This window comes from Pantoea wallisii (assembly GCF_002095485.1).
GTDB lineage: Bacteria > Pseudomonadota > Gammaproteobacteria > Enterobacterales > Enterobacteriaceae > Pantoea > Pantoea wallisii.
The window spans coordinates 37,332-55,848 of the sequence record NZ_MLFS01000027.1 but is presented as its reverse complement, the minus strand read 5'-3'; the positions used below and the strand labels follow the sequence as shown (position 1 = coordinate 55,848).

The 18,517-nt window shown below is 56.3% G+C and carries 16 protein-coding genes and 2 pseudogenes; 8 read left to right on the top strand and 10 right to left on the bottom strand.

Annotation, left to right across the window (positions count from 1 at the left end; translation table 11 throughout):
- Window positions 1-73: 73 nt before the first annotated feature.
- Window positions 74-634, bottom strand: coding sequence for a D-glycero-beta-D-manno-heptose 1,7-bisphosphate 7-phosphatase (gene gmhB / locus HA48_RS11475; RefSeq protein WP_128601424.1), 561 nt, complete (start codon window positions 632-634; stop codon window positions 74-76).
- Between the two features lie 188 nt (window positions 635-822).
- On the opposite strand from gmhB, the gene metN reads away from it, so the two are divergent.
- The 6 genes and pseudogenes from metN to proS all read left to right on the top strand — a co-directional run bounded on the left by metN (window position 823) and on the right by proS (window position 6,394).
- Window positions 823-1,854: a methionine ABC transporter ATP-binding protein MetN gene (gene metN / locus HA48_RS11470; protein WP_128601423.1), complete on the top strand. Its 1,032-nt coding sequence runs from the start codon at window positions 823-825 to the stop codon at window positions 1,852-1,854.
- Window positions 1,847-2,500, top strand: coding sequence for a methionine ABC transporter permease MetI (locus HA48_RS11465; RefSeq protein ID WP_128601422.1), 654 nt, complete (start codon window positions 1,847-1,849; stop codon window positions 2,498-2,500). The genes metN and HA48_RS11465 overlap by 8 nt, the downstream gene beginning before the upstream one ends.
- A gap of 37 nt (window positions 2,501-2,537) precedes the next feature.
- Window positions 2,538-3,353 carry a MetQ/NlpA family lipoprotein gene (locus HA48_RS11460; RefSeq protein ID WP_128601421.1) on the top strand — a complete coding sequence of 272 codons (816 nt, stop codon included), beginning with the start codon at window positions 2,538-2,540 and terminating at the stop codon, window positions 3,351-3,353.
- Between the two features lie 128 nt (window positions 3,354-3,481).
- Entirely contained in the window at window positions 3,482-3,883 is a 402-nt protein-coding gene (gene rcsF, locus HA48_RS11455; protein WP_128601420.1) for an Rcs stress response system protein RcsF, read from the top strand.
- A pseudogene (tsaA, locus tag HA48_RS11450) lies at window positions 3,880-4,607 on the top strand (tRNA (N6-threonylcarbamoyladenosine(37)-N6)-methyltransferase TrmO). Before rcsF ends, tsaA begins: the two are co-directional and overlap by 4 nt.
- A 68-nt stretch (window positions 4,608-4,675) precedes the next feature.
- Window positions 4,676-6,394 (top strand): proline--tRNA ligase, encoded by a 1,719-nt coding sequence (proS, locus tag HA48_RS11445; RefSeq protein ID WP_128601419.1) that lies wholly within the window; start codon window positions 4,676-4,678, stop codon window positions 6,392-6,394.
- Between the two features lie 31 nt (window positions 6,395-6,425).
- On the opposite strand, the gene arfB is transcribed toward proS, so the two are convergent.
- Entirely contained in the window at window positions 6,426-6,836 is a 411-nt protein-coding gene (arfB, locus tag HA48_RS11440; RefSeq protein ID WP_128601418.1) for an alternative ribosome rescue aminoacyl-tRNA hydrolase ArfB, read from the bottom strand.
- A 216-nt stretch (window positions 6,837-7,052) separates the two neighbouring features.
- Here arfB and HA48_RS11435 point away from each other — a divergent pair, with 216 nt between their 5' ends.
- Window positions 7,053-7,253 carry a YaeP family protein gene (locus tag HA48_RS11435; protein WP_013507964.1) on the top strand — a complete coding sequence of 67 codons (201 nt, stop codon included), beginning with the start codon at window positions 7,053-7,055 and terminating at the stop codon, window positions 7,251-7,253.
- Window positions 7,240-7,503: a Rho-binding antiterminator gene (gene rof / locus HA48_RS11430; RefSeq protein ID WP_128601417.1), complete on the top strand. Its 264-nt coding sequence runs from the start codon at window positions 7,240-7,242 to the stop codon at window positions 7,501-7,503. Before HA48_RS11435 ends, rof begins: the two co-directional genes overlap by 14 nt.
- Before the next feature lie 39 nt (window positions 7,504-7,542).
- Here the strand turns inward: rof and HA48_RS11425 are convergent, their stop codons facing one another.
- The 8 genes and pseudogenes from HA48_RS11425 to lpxB form a co-directional block, all read right to left on the bottom strand.
- The gene (locus tag HA48_RS11425; protein WP_128601426.1) at window positions 7,543-7,851 is read right to left on the bottom strand and encodes a c-type cytochrome; all 309 of its coding nucleotides are present in this window, start codon (window positions 7,849-7,851) and stop codon (window positions 7,543-7,545) included.
- Window positions 7,852-7,865: 14 nt separating this feature from the next.
- On the bottom strand, window positions 7,866-9,164 hold the full coding sequence (tilS, locus tag HA48_RS11420; protein ID WP_128601416.1) for a tRNA lysidine(34) synthetase TilS: 1,299 nt from the start codon (window positions 9,162-9,164) through the stop codon (window positions 7,866-7,868).
- A gap of 54 nt (window positions 9,165-9,218) precedes the next feature.
- Window positions 9,219-9,608, bottom strand: coding sequence for a VOC family protein (locus tag HA48_RS11415; RefSeq protein WP_128601415.1), 390 nt, complete (start codon window positions 9,606-9,608; stop codon window positions 9,219-9,221).
- A gap of 75 nt (window positions 9,609-9,683) precedes the next feature.
- Window positions 9,684-11,834, bottom strand: a complete 2,151-nt coding sequence (locus HA48_RS11410; RefSeq protein ID WP_128601414.1) for a lysine decarboxylase LdcC — start codon at window positions 11,832-11,834, stop codon at window positions 9,684-9,686.
- A gap of 428 nt (window positions 11,835-12,262) precedes the next feature.
- Window positions 12,263-13,222, bottom strand: a complete 960-nt coding sequence (gene accA / locus HA48_RS11405; protein WP_128601413.1) for an acetyl-CoA carboxylase carboxyl transferase subunit alpha — start codon at window positions 13,220-13,222, stop codon at window positions 12,263-12,265.
- Between the two features lie 12 nt (window positions 13,223-13,234).
- Window positions 13,235-16,717 carry a DNA polymerase III subunit alpha gene (dnaE, locus tag HA48_RS11400; protein WP_128601412.1) on the bottom strand — a complete coding sequence of 1,161 codons (3,483 nt, stop codon included), beginning with the start codon at window positions 16,715-16,717 and terminating at the stop codon, window positions 13,235-13,237.
- 31 nt (window positions 16,718-16,748) lie between these two features.
- Complete coding sequence (gene rnhB, locus HA48_RS11395) at window positions 16,749-17,375, bottom strand: ribonuclease HII (protein ID WP_128601411.1); 627 nt, start codon at window positions 17,373-17,375, stop codon at window positions 16,749-16,751.
- A pseudogene (gene lpxB / locus HA48_RS11390) lies at window positions 17,368-18,515 on the bottom strand (lipid-A-disaccharide synthase). Before lpxB ends, rnhB begins: the two are co-directional and overlap by 8 nt.
- Between the last annotated feature and the right edge of the window lie 2 nt (window positions 18,516-18,517).

The window sequence follows — 18,517 nt, the reverse complement described above, 5'->3', positions numbered from 1 at the left end:
GACTCTGCGGAAGCGCAAGTGCAAATTTCAACTTTTTTACCGTTCGTTTGAAATTTGTGCAATACGCCTGTATTTACGCCTTTTTAATGCGTGCCGGCAGGTCCGCCAGACTATTAAGAACCCAGTCGGCGGCTGCTTCACCCTCTGCCGTTACGGGTTTGCCACTGCGGACCAGTACTTTTGTTCCTACTCCTGCTGCCAGCGCTGCCTGCATATCTTCTAATTTATCGCCAACCATATAAGAAGAGGCCATATCGATATCCAGCTCCTGCTGAGCTGAAAGCAACATTCCTGGCTGCGGCTTACGGCAGTCGCAACTCTGTCGATACGCCTCTACTTTTGCATCGGGTAAATGCGGGCAGAAATAGATACCGTCGAGATCGACGTCACGGTCCGCCAGTGACCAGTCCATCCACTCGGTCAGTTGCATGAACTGCTCTTCCGTAAACATGCCGCGCGCGATACCGGATTGGTTTGTCACCAGCACCAGCGCATAGCCCATCTTCTTTAACGCCTGCAGCGCTTCAATGGTGCCATCTATAAACTGAAAATTGTCGATCTCATGCACATAGCCATGATCGATATTCAGGGTGCCATCACGATCAAGAAAAATAGCCGGGACTTTGTTCGCCACGTAGAAACTCCTGCTGCAAATAATGTCGCGCAGTATCGCATGATTGTGTGTGCCGGGAGAATCGCAGATTGATTGACTTCGATTGATTTAGCCGTCTGGATGCCTTAACATCCATTCAAATTTCGCACAGCGCGGCTGCGCGAAAGCCGATACACCACGGACAACGCAACACGATAACTATTAAACAAATGATTAAACTCGAAAACATTACCAAAGTGTTCCAGCAGGGGTCACGTACTGTGCAGGCGTTATCCAACGTTAGCCTGCACGTGCCTGCCGGACAAATTTATGGCGTCATCGGCTCATCCGGTGCCGGTAAAAGTACGCTGATTCGCTGCGTCAATCTGCTTGAGCGTCCGACATCCGGTCGCGTACTGGTTGATGGTCAGGATCTTACCGCCTTCTCCTCCGGGCAGTTAACTCAGGCCCGCCGTCAGATTGGCATGATTTTCCAGCACTTTAATCTGATGAACTCCCGTACCGTGTCTGGCAACGTTGCGCTTCCGCTGGAGCTGGGCAGCCTGTCGCGCGAAGAGATAAAGAAGCGCGTGAAAGAGTTACTGGAGCTGGTTGGTCTTGCGGATAAGCACGATAGCTGGCCAGCGAATCTGTCCGGTGGTCAGAAGCAGCGCGTGGCGATTGCCCGTGCGCTGGCAAGCAATCCTAAAGTGCTGCTCTGCGATGAAGCCACCAGCGCGCTCGATCCGGCAACCACGCGCTCTATCCTTGAACTGCTGAAGGACATTAACCGCCGTCTCGGTATTACTATTCTGTTGATCACCCATGAGATGGATGTAGTAAAGCGCATCTGCGATCAGGTTGCCGTGATCAGCAACGGTGAGCTGATTGAAAAAGACAGCGTAAGCGAAGTGTTCTCCCATCCGAAAACGCCACTGGCGCAGCAGTTTATTCAGTCCACGCTGCACCTGGATATTCCGGACGATTACCAACAGCGTATGAGTGCAACCGCCATCGCGGATAGTGTGCCGCTGCTGCGCCTTGAATTCACCGGTAAATCGGTTGATGCGCCACTGCTCTCTGAAGCTGCGCGTCGCTTCAACGTGAATAACAACATCATCAGCGCGCAGATGGATTATGCCGGTGGTGTAAAGTTCGGCATTATGCTGGCTGAGATGGACGGCAGTGAAACAGATACGCAAGCCGCGATTGCCTGGCTGAAAGAGAATCATGTAAAAGTAGAGGTGCTGGGTTATGTCTGAAGCGATGCTGTGGTTACTGACGCGTGGCGTCTGGGAAACGCTGATGATGACCTTCGTCTCCGGCTTCTTTGGTTTTGTGCTCGGTCTGCCGGTAGGCGTACTGCTTTACGTCACGCGTCCGGGGCAGATTCTTGCCAATACGGCGCTGTATCGCGTGCTGTCTGCGCTGGTAAACATCTTCCGCTCTATTCCGTTCATCATCCTGCTGGTGTGGATGATTCCCTTTACCCGTGCGATTGTCGGTACGTCGATTGGTCTGCAGGCAGCGATTGTGCCGCTCACCGTCGGTGCTGCTCCCTTTATTGCACGTATGGTCGAAAACGCCCTGCTGGAGCTGCCAACCGGCTTGATTGAAGCCTCACGCGCAATGGGCGCTACGCCGCTGCAGATCGTGCGTAAAGTGCTGCTGCCGGAAGCGCTGCCGGGTCTGGTGAATGCCGCTACAATTACCCTGATTACGCTGGTCGGCTACTCTGCAATGGGCGGAGCCGTTGGCGCTGGCGGTCTGGGCCAGATCGGATATCAGTACGGTTACATCGGTTATAACGCCACCGTGATGAATACCGTACTGATTCTGCTGGTCGTTCTGGTGTATTTAATCCAATTCTGTGGCGACCGCATTGTGCGCGCTGTGTCCCATAAATAAGCAAACAACATCAATACTTCTCTATTAAGGAATGGATATGGCTATTACCTTTAAAAAGATTGCCGCTCTGGGTGCGTTAATTGGCGCGATTGCGCTGGCAGGATGCGATCAGAAAGAAAAAGATCCCAACCATATTAAAGTGGGTGTGATTGTCGGTGCCGAGCAGCAGGTCGCGGAAGCGGCGGTAAAAGTAGCTAAAGACAAGTACGGCCTGGATGTTGAGCTGGTGACGTTTAACGACTACGTGCTGCCAAACGAAGCGCTGAGCAAAGGCGATATCGACGTCAACGCCTTCCAGCACAAACCGTATCTGGATCAGCAGATCAAAGATCGCGGCTATAAGCTGGTATCGGTCGGTAACTCATTCGTTTACCCGATCGCCGGTTACTCGAAAAAGATCAAATCGCTGGATGAGTTGCAGAACGGTGCGCAAATCGCTATCCCCAACGATCCAACCAACCTTGGCCGCTCCCTGCTGCTGCTGCAGAAAGTGGGTCTGATCAAACTGAAGGATGGTGTTGGCCTGCTGCCAACCTCACTGGATATCACCGGTAACCCGAAAAACCTGAAGATTGTTGAACTGGAAGCTCCGCAGCTGCCACGCTCACTGGACGATCAACAAATCGCTCTGGCGGTAATCAACACCACTTATGCCAGCCAGATTGGCCTGACGCCAGCGAAAGACGGCATCTTTGTTGAAGACAAAGACTCCCCTTACGTGAACCTGATCGTGAGCCGTGAAGACAATAAAGACGCGGAAAACGTGAAGAAATTCGTGCAGGCTTACCAATCTGACGAGGTCTCTGAAGCCGCTAATAAAATCTTCAACGGCGGCGCAGTGAAAGGCTGGTAAGTTTCACTTTTCATGCCTTGCAGGGCGGCTTCGGCCGCCCTTTCTATTTCTGCATGTCGCAGCTCACTTGTTATTTGTGGTCGTCCTTGTTTCAATAACGCCACTTTTTATTACATGAGGATGTTGCCATGCGTTTTTTACCGCTCTGCTTGTTGGCATTGATGCTGACCGGGTGTGTTCGTGAATATCACCCGATAAGCAGTGCTCCGTCTCGCCCGCAGCAGTCATCCAGTGAAACCCAGCACAAGCCAGCTCCACGTCCGGCGCCGGTAAAAATCTACACCGATGCCGCTGACCTGGTGAGCAACCCGTTCCGCGATCTGGGTGAAGTGGCTGGTGAAGATTGCCAGAGCAGCAACCAGGATTCGCCACCCAATCTCAATACCGCACGTAAGCGCCTGCAGATTAAAGCTGCTGGAATGAAGGCCAATGCGGTTCTGCTGCACAAATGCGAAATCGTGACCAGCACGCCAGGCTGCTACCGCCAGGCGGTGTGTCAGGGCTCCGCGCTGAAAGTCTCGAATCAATGAGTGAATTTGCCTTCGCGCAAATTGGCGTGATTCGATCGCCGTGGAAAGAGAAGTTCGCCGTGCCGCGCCAGCCGGGGCTGGTCCGGGATGGCGGCGGCGAGCTGCATCTGCTGCCGCCTTATAATCAGCCGGAAGCCGTGCGCGGCCTGGAAGCCTTTAGCCACCTGTGGGTGCTGTTTGTCTTTCATCAAACGATGGAGGGTGGCTGGCGCCCTACCGTGCGTCCGCCGCGCCTTGGCGGCAATGCGCGCATGGGGGTGTTTGCGACACGCTCTACCTTCCGCCCGAACCCGATCGGCATGTCGCTGGTAGAGCTGAAAGGCATACGCTGTGAGAAGCAGCAGGTGATTTTGCAGCTGGGCAGCCTTGATTTAGTGGATGGCACGCCGGTAGTGGATATCAAACCCTATCTGCCTTTGCCGAAGCGCTGCCGGATGCGCGCGCTGGCTTCGCGCAGACCGCGCCCGATGCCAGTATGCCGATACGCTTCTCACCGCTGGCACAGCAGCAGATCCAGCAACAGCAGCGTCATCATCCTCAGCTGATGCGCTTTATCACTGACGTGCTGGCACAGGATCCGCGCCCGGCTTACCGCAAAGGTGAAAGCCGCGATCGCGAGTATGCCGCCTGGCTGCTCGATTTTAATGTGCGCTGGCGCATTGATGAGACAGGCACTGAGGTGCTCGCCCTTGATCCGCGTGAAAACAAGCTTTTGAGTGATTGATCTCGCTGGTACACTAGCCGCCAGCAAATTTTTGTCCGTGTCCTTCCGTACAACTGGAATCGTAATCAATGCGTACTACTCAATATCTGCTCTCCACCCTGAAGGAGACACCTTCTGACGCGGAAGTGATCAGCCACCAGCTGATGCTGCGCGCCGGTATGATCCGCAAACTGGCTTCCGGTCTCTATACCTGGTTGCCAACCGGTATTCGCGTACTGCGAAAAGTCGAAAACATCGTGCGCGAAGAGATGAACAACGCGGGCGCGATTGAGATCTCTATGCCGGTGGTACAGCCTGCCGATTTGTGGGAAGAGAGCGGTCGTTGGGAGCAGTACGGCCCGGAACTGCTGCGCATTAAAGATCGCCATGAGCGTCCGTTCGTGCTGGGCCCGACGCATGAAGAGGTGGTGACCGATCTGATCCGCAACGAGCTGAGCTCGTACAAGCAGCTGCCGCTGAACCTGTACCAGATTCAGACCAAGTTCCGTGACGAAGTGCGCCCGCGCTTTGGCGTCATGCGTTCACGTGAGTTCGTGATGAAAGACGCCTACTCATTCCATACGTCGCAGGAGTCTCTGCAGGAGACCTACGACGCGATGTACCGCGCATACAGCCAGAGCTTTAGCCGTATGGGTCTGGATTTCCGTGCGGTGCAGGCCGATACCGGCTCCATCGGCGGTAGCGGTTCGCATGAGTTCCAGGTCCTGGCGCAGAGCGGCGAAGACGATGTGATCTTCTCCAGCGAATCCGATTACGCGGCCAACATTGAGAAAGCAGAAGCGCTGGCCCCTGCGGGTGAGCGTCCGGCTGCCACGCAAGCGATGACGCAGTTCGCTACGCCGAATGCTAAAACCATCGCCGAGCTGGTTGAGCAGCATCAGATTCCGGTTGAGAAAACCGTTAAGACACTGATCGTCAAGGCGACCGGGGAGAGCGGCCATGCGCTGGTTGCCCTGCTGGTACGCGGCGACCATGAGCTGAACGAGATCAAAGCGGAGCATCTGGATATCGTGGCTGCACCGCTGGAGATGGGCAGCGAAGAGGAGATCCGCGCCGTCGTCGGTGCTGGTTTCGGCTCTATCGGCCCGGTTGGCCTGACCATTCCGGTGATTGCCGACCGTACCGTCGCCAAAATGAGCGACTTCTCTGCCGGCGCAAACATTGATGGTCAGCACTTTGTGGGCATCAACTGGGGTCGCGATCTGCCGGAAGCGCGCGTAGAGGATATCCGTAACGTAGTAGAGGGCGATCCAAGTCCGGACGGTAAAGGTGTTCTGCAGATTAAACGCGGTATCGAAGTCGGCCACATCTTCCAGCTGGGTACCAAATATTCGGATGCGATGAAAGCCGCCGTGCAGGGCGAAGATGGGCGTAACCAGGTTATGACCATGGGTTGCTACGGCATCGGCATCACCCGCGTGGTGGCTGCAGCCATTGAGCAGAACCATGACGAACGCGGCATCATCTGGCCGGCGGCGCTGGCACCGTTCGAAGTGGCGATTTTGCCGATGAACATGCACAAATCTTTCCGCGTGAAAGAGCTGGCAGAGCAGCTCTACAGCGAGCTGCGCGCTAAAGGCATCGACGTCATTCTTGATGACCGTAAAGAGCGCCCGGGCGTGATGTTCGCGGACATGGAGCTGATTGGCGTGCCGCACACTATCGTCATCGGCGATCGCAATCTTGATAACGAAGAGATTGAGTATAAATCTCGCTCTGCCAGCGAGAAGCAGATGATTAAGCAGCACGATATCATCGCTTTCCTGACGAAAGCCCTTAACAAGTAAGCGTAAACGCCTCCAGCCGGAGGCGTTTTTTTTAGCGCACTTTGCCGCGCATAGCTTTGACACTACTGCGGCGTGATTTTCCCTCCAGCCGCCGCTCTTTCGATGCCCGCGTAGGTCGCGTGGCGCGCCGCACTTTTTCTGGTGTGGTCAACTCCTGAATCAGATTTATCAGCCGCTGCAGGGCCGCTTCGCGGTTCATCTCCTGGCTGCGGTACTCCTGCGCCTTAATGATCACCACGCCATCGGCAGTGATAAGGTGATGGTTCGCCGCCAGCAGGCGCTCCTTGTAAAAAGCGGGCAGCGATGAGGCCGCAATATCGAAGCGCAGGTGAATGGCGGTAGAGGTTTTGTTCACATGCTGGCCACCCGCCCCCTGAGCACGAATGGCACTAAGCTCTACCTCATTGTCGGGAAGTGCAACCGAACGTGACAGCACAATCATCTGTCACCCGCCGTTAACAGCGGCGTTGTATCGTTAAATAACCTGTTCATCAACTTAACCTTTTGTGCGCAGCCTGAACTGCTGAGTCCAGTGCTGGCTGTCACTTTTCTCATTTTCTTTGTCTCCATCCTGCGGCCCCCAGGCTGATTTCCATGAAAACCCTGTGATATAGTCGCATATCAACCAGAGTATTAATGCTCTGCTGAGGAGGTGTAAGTGCAAAAGTATTGTGAGTTAGTTCGCCAGAAGTATGCCGAAATCGGTAGCGGCGACCTGGGGTATGTGCCGGACGCGATTGGCTGCGCGCTGAATGCACTCAATGATATTGCCGCTAATTCTGCGCTAAACTCTTCTGTCAGGGAACAAGCAGCGTATGCCGCTGCAAACTTATTGGTGAGCGACTATGTTGACGAATGAAGCCTACAAACCCATCAATTGCGATGATTACGACAACCTCGAACTCGCCTGCACCAAACACTGGACGCTGTCGCTGGAACTGAAAAATGGCGATCATCTCAAGGCGAAAGCCGTAGATATGGTTTCGCGTAAAAACGTCGAATATCTGGTGGTGGATCTCTCCGGAGAAACCCGCGAACTGCGGCTTGACCATATCGCCAGCTTCAGCCATCCCGATCTGGGTACGGTTATCGTCAGCGAAGACGAGTAATCCCTCTCACGGGCGGGAAACCTCTCCCGCCCTTCCCGCTTACGGCTTAAGCGAGCTGTAATACGCCGACAAATCTTCCATATCCTGATCGCTCAGCCCTGCCACAAACGCTTTCATCACTTCAGCCTGTCCGCCGCTGCGCTCCCCTTTTTTGTAAGCCTGCAGTGAGTGCAGCAAATACGGCGCATGCTGTCCGGCCAGATTCGGATAGAGCGGTACCGCGCTTTTCCCTTCCGCACCGTGACACGCCATACAGCTCGCCGCTTTCTGTGCGCCGGCATTGGCATCGCCCTCTGCAAAGGCCGGTAAAGTCGCAGCCAGCAACGCAGCTGCCATCCAGTGTTTCATCATTGCTCTTCCTGTTATTGTTGTGACCAGATCGCCTGCCAGCCCGCTGTATCGCGGGTTGCGCCTTCTCGGGTAATAAACAGCCCCGGAGCAGCCATAAGTGTCTGGTTGTAGTAAATCAACGGGATACGTTCACGCTGCCACGGCGGAACGCCTAACTCCTGCCACAGTTTTTTCATCTCGCGGCCGCCAGCACGGCCTTGCAGGTGATAATAGCCGTGCGCCTGAAAGCGAACATTGATCTGTTCATCCTCTGCCGGCAGCCGCATGGCGCACGTCGTGAAATCAGCCTGCACGGTTCCCAGCCCATCCGGCAGTGACAGCGGCTGGCTAAGCGTATGCCAGACCAGCGCATGCTGACGTAATGAGGTCTGGTGCGGCAACCAGAAAAGCTGCTCACGATAGCGCCTGAGTACAAAAGCGCCGAAGCGCAGACAGGGCTGTGCGTCCTCCCGGCAGTGCATAACCTCATCGGTAATACGCCTGAGCGCCTCACGTGACGGCATGGCACCGCCCTGGCGGGTAATCCAGCGGCGCAGCAGCGCGTGACGTCGCGCTTCACTCATGGCCAACAGCGGCGGGAAATGCAGCGCGCCCTGCTGATCGGTGAGCTGTGCCAGCTGCTCCGCCAGCAGTTCATCAAGCAGTTGCTCCTGCTCACCGCACAGCGCGGCACTGCGCGCAGCGGCAGCGCTGAAGTGCGGCCAGCGCGCCTGTAGCAGCGGCAAAATCTGCTGGCGCAGAAAGTTACGATCGTAGCGGACATCGGCATTGCTTTCGTCCTCAATCCAGCTGAGCTGATGTTGCATCGCATAGCTCTCCAGCTGCTGGCGGCTGACCGACAACAGCGGACGCAGATGCTGATGCGCACCGTACTGACGCTGCGCCGGCATCGACGCCAGCCCGGCCGGACCGCTGCCGCGCTTCAACGCCAGCAACAGGGTTTCACACTGATCGTCGAGATGCTGAGCCGTCAGCAGCTGCTCACCGGGCTGCAGATCAGCAAACAGCGCCTGATAACGTACGGTCCGCGCTGCCGCTTCGATACCGCTGTCACGGCTATCTACCTGCACACGCAACACCGCACAGGGAATCTGCCACTGCTGGCAGATGCGAAGAGCGTGCTCCGCCCAGCTGTCGGCATTGGGGCTCAGGCCATGATGTACATGCAACGCACGCACGCGCAGCTGCGGGTGCTGCTGTTGCCAGCACACCAGTTGATGCAGCAGTACGGTAGAGTCCAGCCCGCCGCTGAACGCCACGGCATAACAGCCGTCGGGTTGCAGTTGGGCAGTAAGAGAAGGAAGAGACATGCGCGCGTTCCGTCAGAGCGAGCCGCCTGATTGCGGCCCGCAGCGGGCGCTATTTTACGCCTGATAGAGCTCCAGCGGCAAACCGTCCGGATCGGGGAAGAAGGTACAGGCTTTGCCGGTCAGCGCGTCAATGCGAATGGGCTCGCACACGACGCCCTTGTCCGCCAGCGCAGCAACCGACTGTTCCACATCCTCTACGCAGAACGCCAGATGGCGCAGGCCGCAGGCTTCCGGCCCGCTGACGCGCGGCGGCGGTGAAGGGAACGAGAACAGCTCAATGGTATAGACACCCTTCAGGCCAAGATCCCCTTTCCATGAATCGCGTTCGGCACGGTAGTACTCACCCAGTAACTCAAAGCCCAATACGTCACAATAAAACGCCTTACTGCGCTGATAATCGGTGGCAATAATGGCGATGTGGTGGATCTGTTTTATCTGCAGCATAGCGGCTCCGGTATGATTCTGAGCCGCTTAGCCTACGTGCCCTGTGCCATGCTGAAAAGAGGCATTTATCCGAACTTAACGTGGGTTATCCTCACGTAGCACGCGCACCAGATAGCGTCCATCTTCGGTTAAGGTGGCGCCGTGAATATCCGTCTCGAAGCCGGGATAGTGCCGTCCGATGGTGCAGAGCATCAGCAGGAAATCGAGTACCGCGCGACTCTGCTCCGTGATCATCTCACCGGGCATCACCAGCGGCACGCCTGGCGGATAGGGCAGAATCATGTTGGCAGAGATGCGCCCCACCAGCTCACGGATATCCACAGTCTCCACCTGCCCCTTAACCTGGCGCTGAAACGCCTGGTGCGGCGTCATTTTCATCTCAGGCAGCACGTCAAAGGCTTTGAGCATCAGGCGCGGCAGATCGTGTTGCAGGATCAGCTGATGGATACCCTGCGCCAGCGTCTGGATACGCATATTGCGATAGAAATCCGGATCTTCGGCATAAAGATCCGGCAGCATATTTTTCACCCGCAGGTTGAGATCGTAAGCGCGTTTGAACTCCGTCAGGCCGCGCAGTACGCTCATCGCTTTGGTTTTATCAATGCCGATACTGAACAGGAACAGCAGATTGTACGGTCCGGTTTTCTCTACTACGATGCCGCGCTGATCAAGGAATTTTGCCACCAGCGCCGCCGGGATCCCCTCTTCCGCCATCTCACCCAACTCGCTCATGCCCGGCGTCAGAATAGTGACTTTGATCGGATCGAGATACATGTGATCGCGATCCGCCAGGGTAAAGCCGTGCCACGCCTCGTCACCCGGCTGGATTGCCCAGCACTCTGCTTCATCAACCTGTTCAGGCTGCCAGATATCAAAGAACCAGCCATCTGACTCTTCACGCAGCCGCTGTATTTCGCGCCGGAAATGCAGCGCCCGCTCCACCGAGCGATTAATCAGCCTTTTGCCCGGATTACCGCGCAGCATCGCCGCCGCCGTTTCAATTGAGGAGACGATCGCATAGCTCGGTGAGGTGGTGGTGTGCATCATGTACGCTTCGTTGAAGGTGTCGTGATCGTAATCCCCCTTGATATGAATCAGCGAGGCCTGAGAAAACGCTGCCAGCAGTTTGTGCGTTGACTGGGTTTCATAAATCACTTTGCCGGGAATCCGCTCACCGCTCATGCCGCTTTTGCCGGCGTAAATCGGGTGAAAGTTGGTGTACGGCACCCAGGCGGAGTCAAAGTGGATCGACGGCACCTCCAGCGTTTGTTTGATGTATTGGGTGTTATACAGCAGGCCGTCATAGGTAGAGTTCGTGATCACCGCATGCACCGGCCAGCTGGCGCGCGGCGTGTTATCCACTTTGTATTGGATGTTGTCGCGGGTAAATTCACGCTGCGGAATGCCGCCTAAAATTCCCAGCGCGTTGCGCGTTGGCTTGAGCCAAATCGGGATAATGTCGCTCATCATCAGCAGGTGCGTCAGCGACTTATGGCAGTTGCGGTCAATCAGTACCGTGCTGCCCGCAGGCGCCGCGTACATCCCCACGATTTTATTGGAGGTTGAGGTACCGTTGGTCACCATATAGCTCTGTTCGGCACCAAAGGTGCGCGCCACATACTCCTCCGCCTCTAAATGCGGGCCGGTGTGATCCAGTAGCGAGCCGAGTTCAGTCACCGATATTGAGACATCCGCCTTTAACGTGTTCGCGCCGAAAAAATCATAAAACAGGCTGCCGACCGGGCTTTTTTGAAACGCGGTGCCGCCCATATGGCCCGGCGTACAGAAGGTGTACTTGCCCTCTTTGACGTACGTGAACAGCGCTTTAGTCAGCGGCGGCATAATTTTATCGATGTACTCATCGGTGTATTGCCGGATGTGCAGCGCGATGTCATCGGCAGCATTAAGCGCATATTCAAAGAACTGCAGCGCCATGCGCATCTCATTAATGCTGACATCCATCTGGGAGTGCGTGTTAATGAAAGCGTACAGCGGCAGGGATTCGTTAAGCTGATTGATATCGCTGCACAGCGCCAGACTGTATTCATCCCAGTCAAAGACGACGCCGCAGATGCGCGGATTGTGTTCGATCAGTTTCAGCAGGTCGCTGGCGTTGCTGGGATAGACGGTTTGAAAACCCTGAAGCTTAAGCGCTGCATCCAGCTCGCGAATCGGTTCATCTTTGTAGAACGCGCCGTGCGGTCCCATGATCGCAATAATATTCAATGCTCACCTCCTGTGGTGTTGTGGCACTGAATAAGGATAGCGAAAAGTGGCGGGTGAATGTTCCGGAAAGCGGGGCTGAATAGGTCTGGCGCGATTAATCGCGCCGCAACAATTAATTGCACTCGCCTGTCGCGACGCAGAACGCTGCGGGGCAACTGCGACGCAGAACGCTGTGGGGCCGGACCAGGCCAGCCCGAAGAGCAAAGCGTCCGGGCCAGGGATGGCCCGGCCGATCTGCAGGGATGCGTTGTGTCTTTGCGATCGGGCTGGCCTTGTCCGGACCAGACACCCTAACCTGCAGCGACGCCCGCGAACCAGGTGGCCATAAATGGCCACCCTACGCAGATTAACAGCGCGGTGATCCCACAGCAGAAAACAGGCATAAAAAAAGCGGACCGGAGTCCGCTTTCTTATACCAGCCAACGTATTTACGCGTAGCCGTAGCTCATCAAACGCTGATAGCGGCGGTTGAGCAGCTCTTCGGTGTTCAGCACATCGAGATCGGCCAGATCCGCCAGCAGCTGCTGTTTCAGCGCCGCAGCCATATCCACCGGGTGACGATGCGCGCCGCCCAAAGGTTCAGGAATGATCGAATCGATCAGCTTCAGCTCTTTCAGACGATCGGCTGTGATGCCCATCGCTTCGGCAGCCAGCGGCGCCTTATCGGCGCTTTTCCACAGAATCGACGCACAGCCTTCCGGTGAAATCACCGAATAGGTGCTGTACTGCAACATATTCACTTTATCGCCAACGCCGATAGCCAGCGCGCCACCGGAGCCGCCCTCACCGATCACGGTACAAATCACCGGAATCTTCAGCCCGGACATCTCGCGCAGGTTACGTGCAATCGCTTCTGACTGGCCACGCTCTTCTGCACCCACGCCCGGATAAGCACCAGGCGTATCGATGAAGGTAATCAGAGGCATTTTGAAGCGCTCTGCCATCTCCATCAGACGTAGCGCTTTACGATAGCCTTCTGGTGCAGGCATACCGAAGTTGCGGCGGATTTTCTCTTTGGTTTCGCGGCCTTTCTGATGACCAATGATCATCACCGGGCGCCCGTCTAAACGGGCAATGCCGCCGACAATGGCTTTGTCATCCGCGTAAGCGCGATCGCCCGCCAGCTCGTCAAAGTCATCAAACGCGTTACGGACATAATCCAGCGTGTAAGGACGCAACGGATGGCGCGCCAGCTGCGCAACCTGCCATGCACCCAAATCGGAGAAGATCTTACGGGTCAGCTCGACGCTTTTCTCGCGCAGACGCTGCACTTCTTCATCCAGATTAATATCGTGTTTTTCATCCGAACGACCAATCGATTTCAGCGAATCGATCTTCGCTTCCAGTTCTGCGATTGGCTGCTCAAAATCCAGGTAATTAAGACTCATAATGTTCCTGTTTTAGTCAAACTCCAGTTCCACCTGCTCCGACCCTACTAACGACCGCAAATCGTTAAGTAAACGATCGCTGGGCGAAATACGCCACGCTGCACCGAAACGCAGCTTCGCCCGCGCATCTGCTCTCTGGTAATAGAGATGCACCGGAATCGTCCCGGAGCGGTGAGGCTCCAGAGACTGGCGGAGACGGTTTAAAAGCTGGTCATCAATTTGCCTGTCCGTCAGCGAGATAGCAAGTCCACGCGCGTATTTTTCCCGCGCTTCGTCGATGTCCATAACTTCACGGGCGGTCATTTTAAGTCCACCGCTAAAGTCATCAAAGCTGACCTGTCCACTGACGATCAGGATACGGTCCTTCTCCAGCAACTGCTGGTATTTATCTAACGCATCGGTAAATAACATCACTTCTAAACGACCAGAGCGGTCGTCGAGAGTACAAATACCAATTCGGTTGCCGCGCTTGGTGACCATCACGCGGGCGGCAATCACCAGCCCCGCCGCGACGATTACTTTACCACGTTCTGTTGGATGCATGTCTTTCAGGCGCATGCCGCCAACGTAGCGATCAATCTCTTTCAGATACTGATTAATCGGATGGCCGGTCAGATACAGGCCGAGCGTCTCCCGCTCGCCATCCAGCTGCACCTGCTCCGGCCACGGCGTAACGCTGGCGTAGGAATTCTCCACCTGTTCCGGCTCATCCGCCAGCACGCCAAACATATCCGCCTGCCCGATGGCTTCGGCTTTGGCATGCTGATCGGCAGCTTTCAGCGCATCGCCCAGCGCGCTCATTAACGCAGCGCGATGTGGACCCAGCCGATCAAACGCCCCCGACATGATCAGCTTCTCCATCACGCGGCGGTTGATCTTCTTCGTGTCGGTACGGGCACAGAGATCGAACAGCTCTTTAAAGTAGCCGCCCTGATTACGTGCCTCAAGAATCGCTTCAATGGGGCCTTCACCCACGCCTTTAATGGCGCCGATGCCGTACACGATCTCCCCTTCGTCATTGACGTGGAAGGGATAGAGCCCGGAGTTAATGTCCGGCGGCAGCACCTTCAGCCCCATGCGCCAGCACTCGTCCACCAGGCCGACCACCTTCTCTGTGTTATCCATATCGGCGGTCATAACCGCTGCCATGAACTCGGCCGGATAGTGCGCTTTCAGCCACAGTGTCTGATAGGAGACCAGCGCATAAGCGGCGGAGTGCGACTTGTTAAAACCGTAACCGGCAAATTTCTCTACCAGGTCGAAGATCTTCATCGACAGCTCGCCGTCGACGCCCATCTGCTCCGCGCCGTCCTTGAATACCGAACGCTGCTTGGCCATCTCTTCGGGTTTCTTTTTACCCATCGCGCGTCGCAGCATATCTGCGCCGCCCAGCGTATAGCCGGAGAGCACCTGCGCAATCTGCATCACCTGTTCCTGATACAGGATAATGCCGTAGGTGGGTTCCAGTACCGGCTTCAGGGTTTCATGCTGCCACTGAATATCCGGATAGGAGATCTCTTCACGCCCGTGCTTACGGTCAATAAAGTTGTCCACCATGCCTGACTGCAGCGGCCCCGGACGGAACAGCGCCACCAGTGCGATCATATCTTCGAAGCAGTCCGGCTTCAGGCGCTTAATCAGATCTTTCATGCCGCGCGATTCAAGCTGGAATACGGCGGTGGTCTCCGAACGCTGCAGCATGTCGAAGCTTTTCTTGTCATCCAGCGGAATCGCGGCGATATCGATCGGCGGTAACCCTTGCTTCTCACGGCGCGGGTTGATCATCTTCAGCGCCCAGTCGATGATGGTTAGCGTGCGCAGACCGAGGAAGTCAAACTTCACCAGTCCGGCATACTCTACATCGTTCTTATCGAACTGCGTCACCGGGAACTGGCCGTTCTCGTCACAGTAAAGCGGGGCAAAATCGGTGATTTTGGTCGGCGCGATAACCACACCACCGGCGTGTTTACCGGCGTTACGCGTAACGCCTTCCAGCTTACGCGCCATGTCGATCAGCGCTTTGACCTCTTCGTCTGCCTCGTAAATTTCCGGCAGCTGTGGCTCAGCCTGGAACGCTTTCTCCAGCGTCATACCGGGATCGGGCGGGATCAGCTTGGAGATGCGATCCACGAAGCCATACGGATGCCCGAGCACGCGGCCCACGTCGCGGATAACCGCTTTCGCCGCCATCGTACCGAAGGTAATGATCTGCGAAACCGCTTCGCGCCCGTACATCTCCGCCACGTGATCGATCACCTGGTCACGTTTCTCCATGCAGAAATCGACGTCGAAGTCGGGCATCGAGACACGTTCCGGGTTAAGGAAACGTTCGAACAGCAGGTCAAACTCCAGCGGGTCGAGGTCGGTGATTTTCAGCGCATAGGCCACCAGCGAACCGGCGCCGGAACCACGGCCCGGTCCAACCGGGATGCCGTTATCCTTCGACCACTGAATAAACTCCATCACGATCAGGAAGTAGCCGGGGAAACCCATCTGGTTGATAACGTTAAGTTCAATCTCCAGACGCTCATCGTACTCCGGACGTTTCTGCGCGCGCTCTTCCGCATCCGGGAACAGAAATGCCAGACGCTCCTCCAGCCCCTCGCGGGACTTCATCACCAGGAAGTCTTCGGTGGTCATTTCACCGGTCGGGAATTGCGGCAGGAAGTACTCGCCAAGGCGTACCGTGACGTTACAACGCTTAGCAATCTCTACGCTGTTTGCCAGCGCTTCCGGGATGTCCGAGAACAGCTCGCACATCTCCTCTTCGCTGCGCATATATTGCTGAGGACTGTAATTGCGCGGACGCTTGGGATCGTCCAGCGTGTAGCCGTCGTGAATCGCTACGCGGATTTCATGCGCGTCAAAATCCTCTTCATTCAGGAAGCAGACTTCGTTGGTGGCCACCACCGGCACGCCTTCGGCAATCGCCAGTTCAACGGCGGCATGCAGATACGCCTCTTCGTCGGCGCGACCGGTACGCGTCAGTTCAAGGTAGTAACGATTAGGAAAGTGTTGCTGATAGAAGCTGAGGCACTGAGCCACCAGCGCACTGTTGCCGCGCAGCAGGCTGCGGCCAACATCACCACGCCGACCCCCGGAGAGCAGAATCAGGCCTTCGCCCAGCTCAGCCAGCCAGTCGCGATCGATAATCGGGCCGGCAATGCCGTAACCGCGCTGATAGGCACGCGAAATCAGCAGCGTCAGGTTCTGATAACCCGTGTTATTTGCCGCCAGCACCGTCAGCTGCGTCAGCTCATCACCCATTAACTCGCTGGCGACGTGAAAATCAGCGCCGACAATCGGCTTGATGCCTGCGCTGTGTGCGCTGCCGTAGAAGCGCACCAGCCCGCACAGATTGATGTAGTCCGTGATGGCAATGGCCGGCATGCCCAGCGCCGCGGCTTTTTTTACCAGCGGCCCGGTTTTTGCCAGACCATCAACCATCGAGTAGTCGCTATGGACGCGCAGATGTATAAAACGGGGTTCAGCCATATCAGTTTCCGGTTAAAACAGCGTCAGGCTATTAAAGCGTAGTTGTCGTGCGTGCCGCCAGCACGTCAGCATCAATCAGGGCGTTACGCACCGGCGCAAAGCTGCGGCGATGGTGAGGTGTGACGCCAAACTGCGTCAGTTTTTCCATGTGCAGCGCAGTGGGATAGCCTTTGTGCCGGGCGAAGCCATACTGCGGGAATTGTACATCCAGCTCGGCCATTTCACGATCGCGCGTGACCTTCGCAATGATTGAGGCTGCACTGATCTCACGTACCAGGCTATCGCCCTTCACCACCGCCAGCGATGGCATCGGCAAGGCCGGACAGCGATTACCGTCAATCAACACAAAATCGGGGGCAATCGCTAATCCTGCCACCGCGCGCTGCATGGCAAGCATGGTGGCGTGCAGAATATTGAGCCGATCGATCTCTTCCGGTTCAGCGCGCCCCAGGCTCCAGGCCAGCGCCTTCTCTTTGATCTCATCGTATAACGCCAGACGGCGCTTTTCAGACAGCTTTTTTGAATCCGCCAGACCGACAATCGGCCGGGCAGGATCGAGGATCACGGCCGCGGTCACCACTGCGCCCACCAGCGGACCGCGTCCGACTTCGTCAACGCCGGCAATCAGCCGGGCATCGGGATAAATAAAATCAGCCATTGGCGATCTCCAGTACTGCATCCGCGGCCTGCTCGTCGGCATTCCAGCGAATCTGCTGGTGTAATTCAGTAAAGGTGTGCAGCAGTGCGTCGCGCTCCGGTCCAGCGTGCAGCAGTGGTTCAAGCGCGGAGGCCAGTGCCTCCGGCTGGCATTCGTCCTGCAACAGCTCTTTCACCAGCTCGCGCCCGGCCAGCAGATTAGGCAGCGAGACGTAAGGCGTTTTAACCAGCCGTTTTGCCAGCCAGAAGGTAAAGGGCTTCATGCGATAGCCCACCACCATCGGGCATTTTGCCAGCATGCACTCCAGCGCGGCAGTGCCGGATGCCAGGATTGCGGCGTCGCTGGCCAGCATAGCCTGACGGCCTTTGCCATCCAGCAGATGCATGGGCAGCTCTGGTGCTACCTCCGCTTTGATCTGCTCAAACTGCTCACGGCGTTTGGCGTTTACCAGCGGTACAACGATCTCCAGCGTCGGGTAACGCTGGCGCAGCAGCTGTGCAGCACGCAGGAAATCCGCGCTGAGCATCTCCACTTCTGCCCCACGACTGCCCGGCAGCAGGCCAAGACAAATCGCCTCTTCAGCAATCCCTAATTCACGGCGCGCAGCGGCTTTGTCGGGCTGCAGCGGCATGGCATCGGCCATGGTGTGACCAATAAAGCGGCACGGCACGTTATACCGATCGTAAAAGGCTTTTTCAAACGGCAGAAAGGCCAGCACAAGATTAGTGTTGCGGCCAATTTTGAATACGCGCTTCTGGCGCCAGGCCCAGACTGAAGGGCTGACATAGTGAATAGTACGAATACCGGCGCGTTTGAGGTTGCCCTCAAGCGTGATATTGAAATCGGGTGCATCAATGCCGACAAACACATCAGGTTTGAGCGTGCTAAAGCGCTGCGTCAAATCTTTGCGAATGTGCAGTAAACGGCGCAGCCGACCAAGCACTTCCACAATGCCCATTACCGCCAGCTCTTCCATCTCATACCAGGCTTCACAGCCTCGGCCTGCATCAGCGGGCCGGCCACGCCCACAAAGCGCGCATCGGGATGGCGCGCTTTAAGCGCACGGATGAGACCTGCACCAAGAATATCGCCGGAGGTTTCTCCGGCGACCAGGGCAATCGTTAAGGGACGCACTGACATGG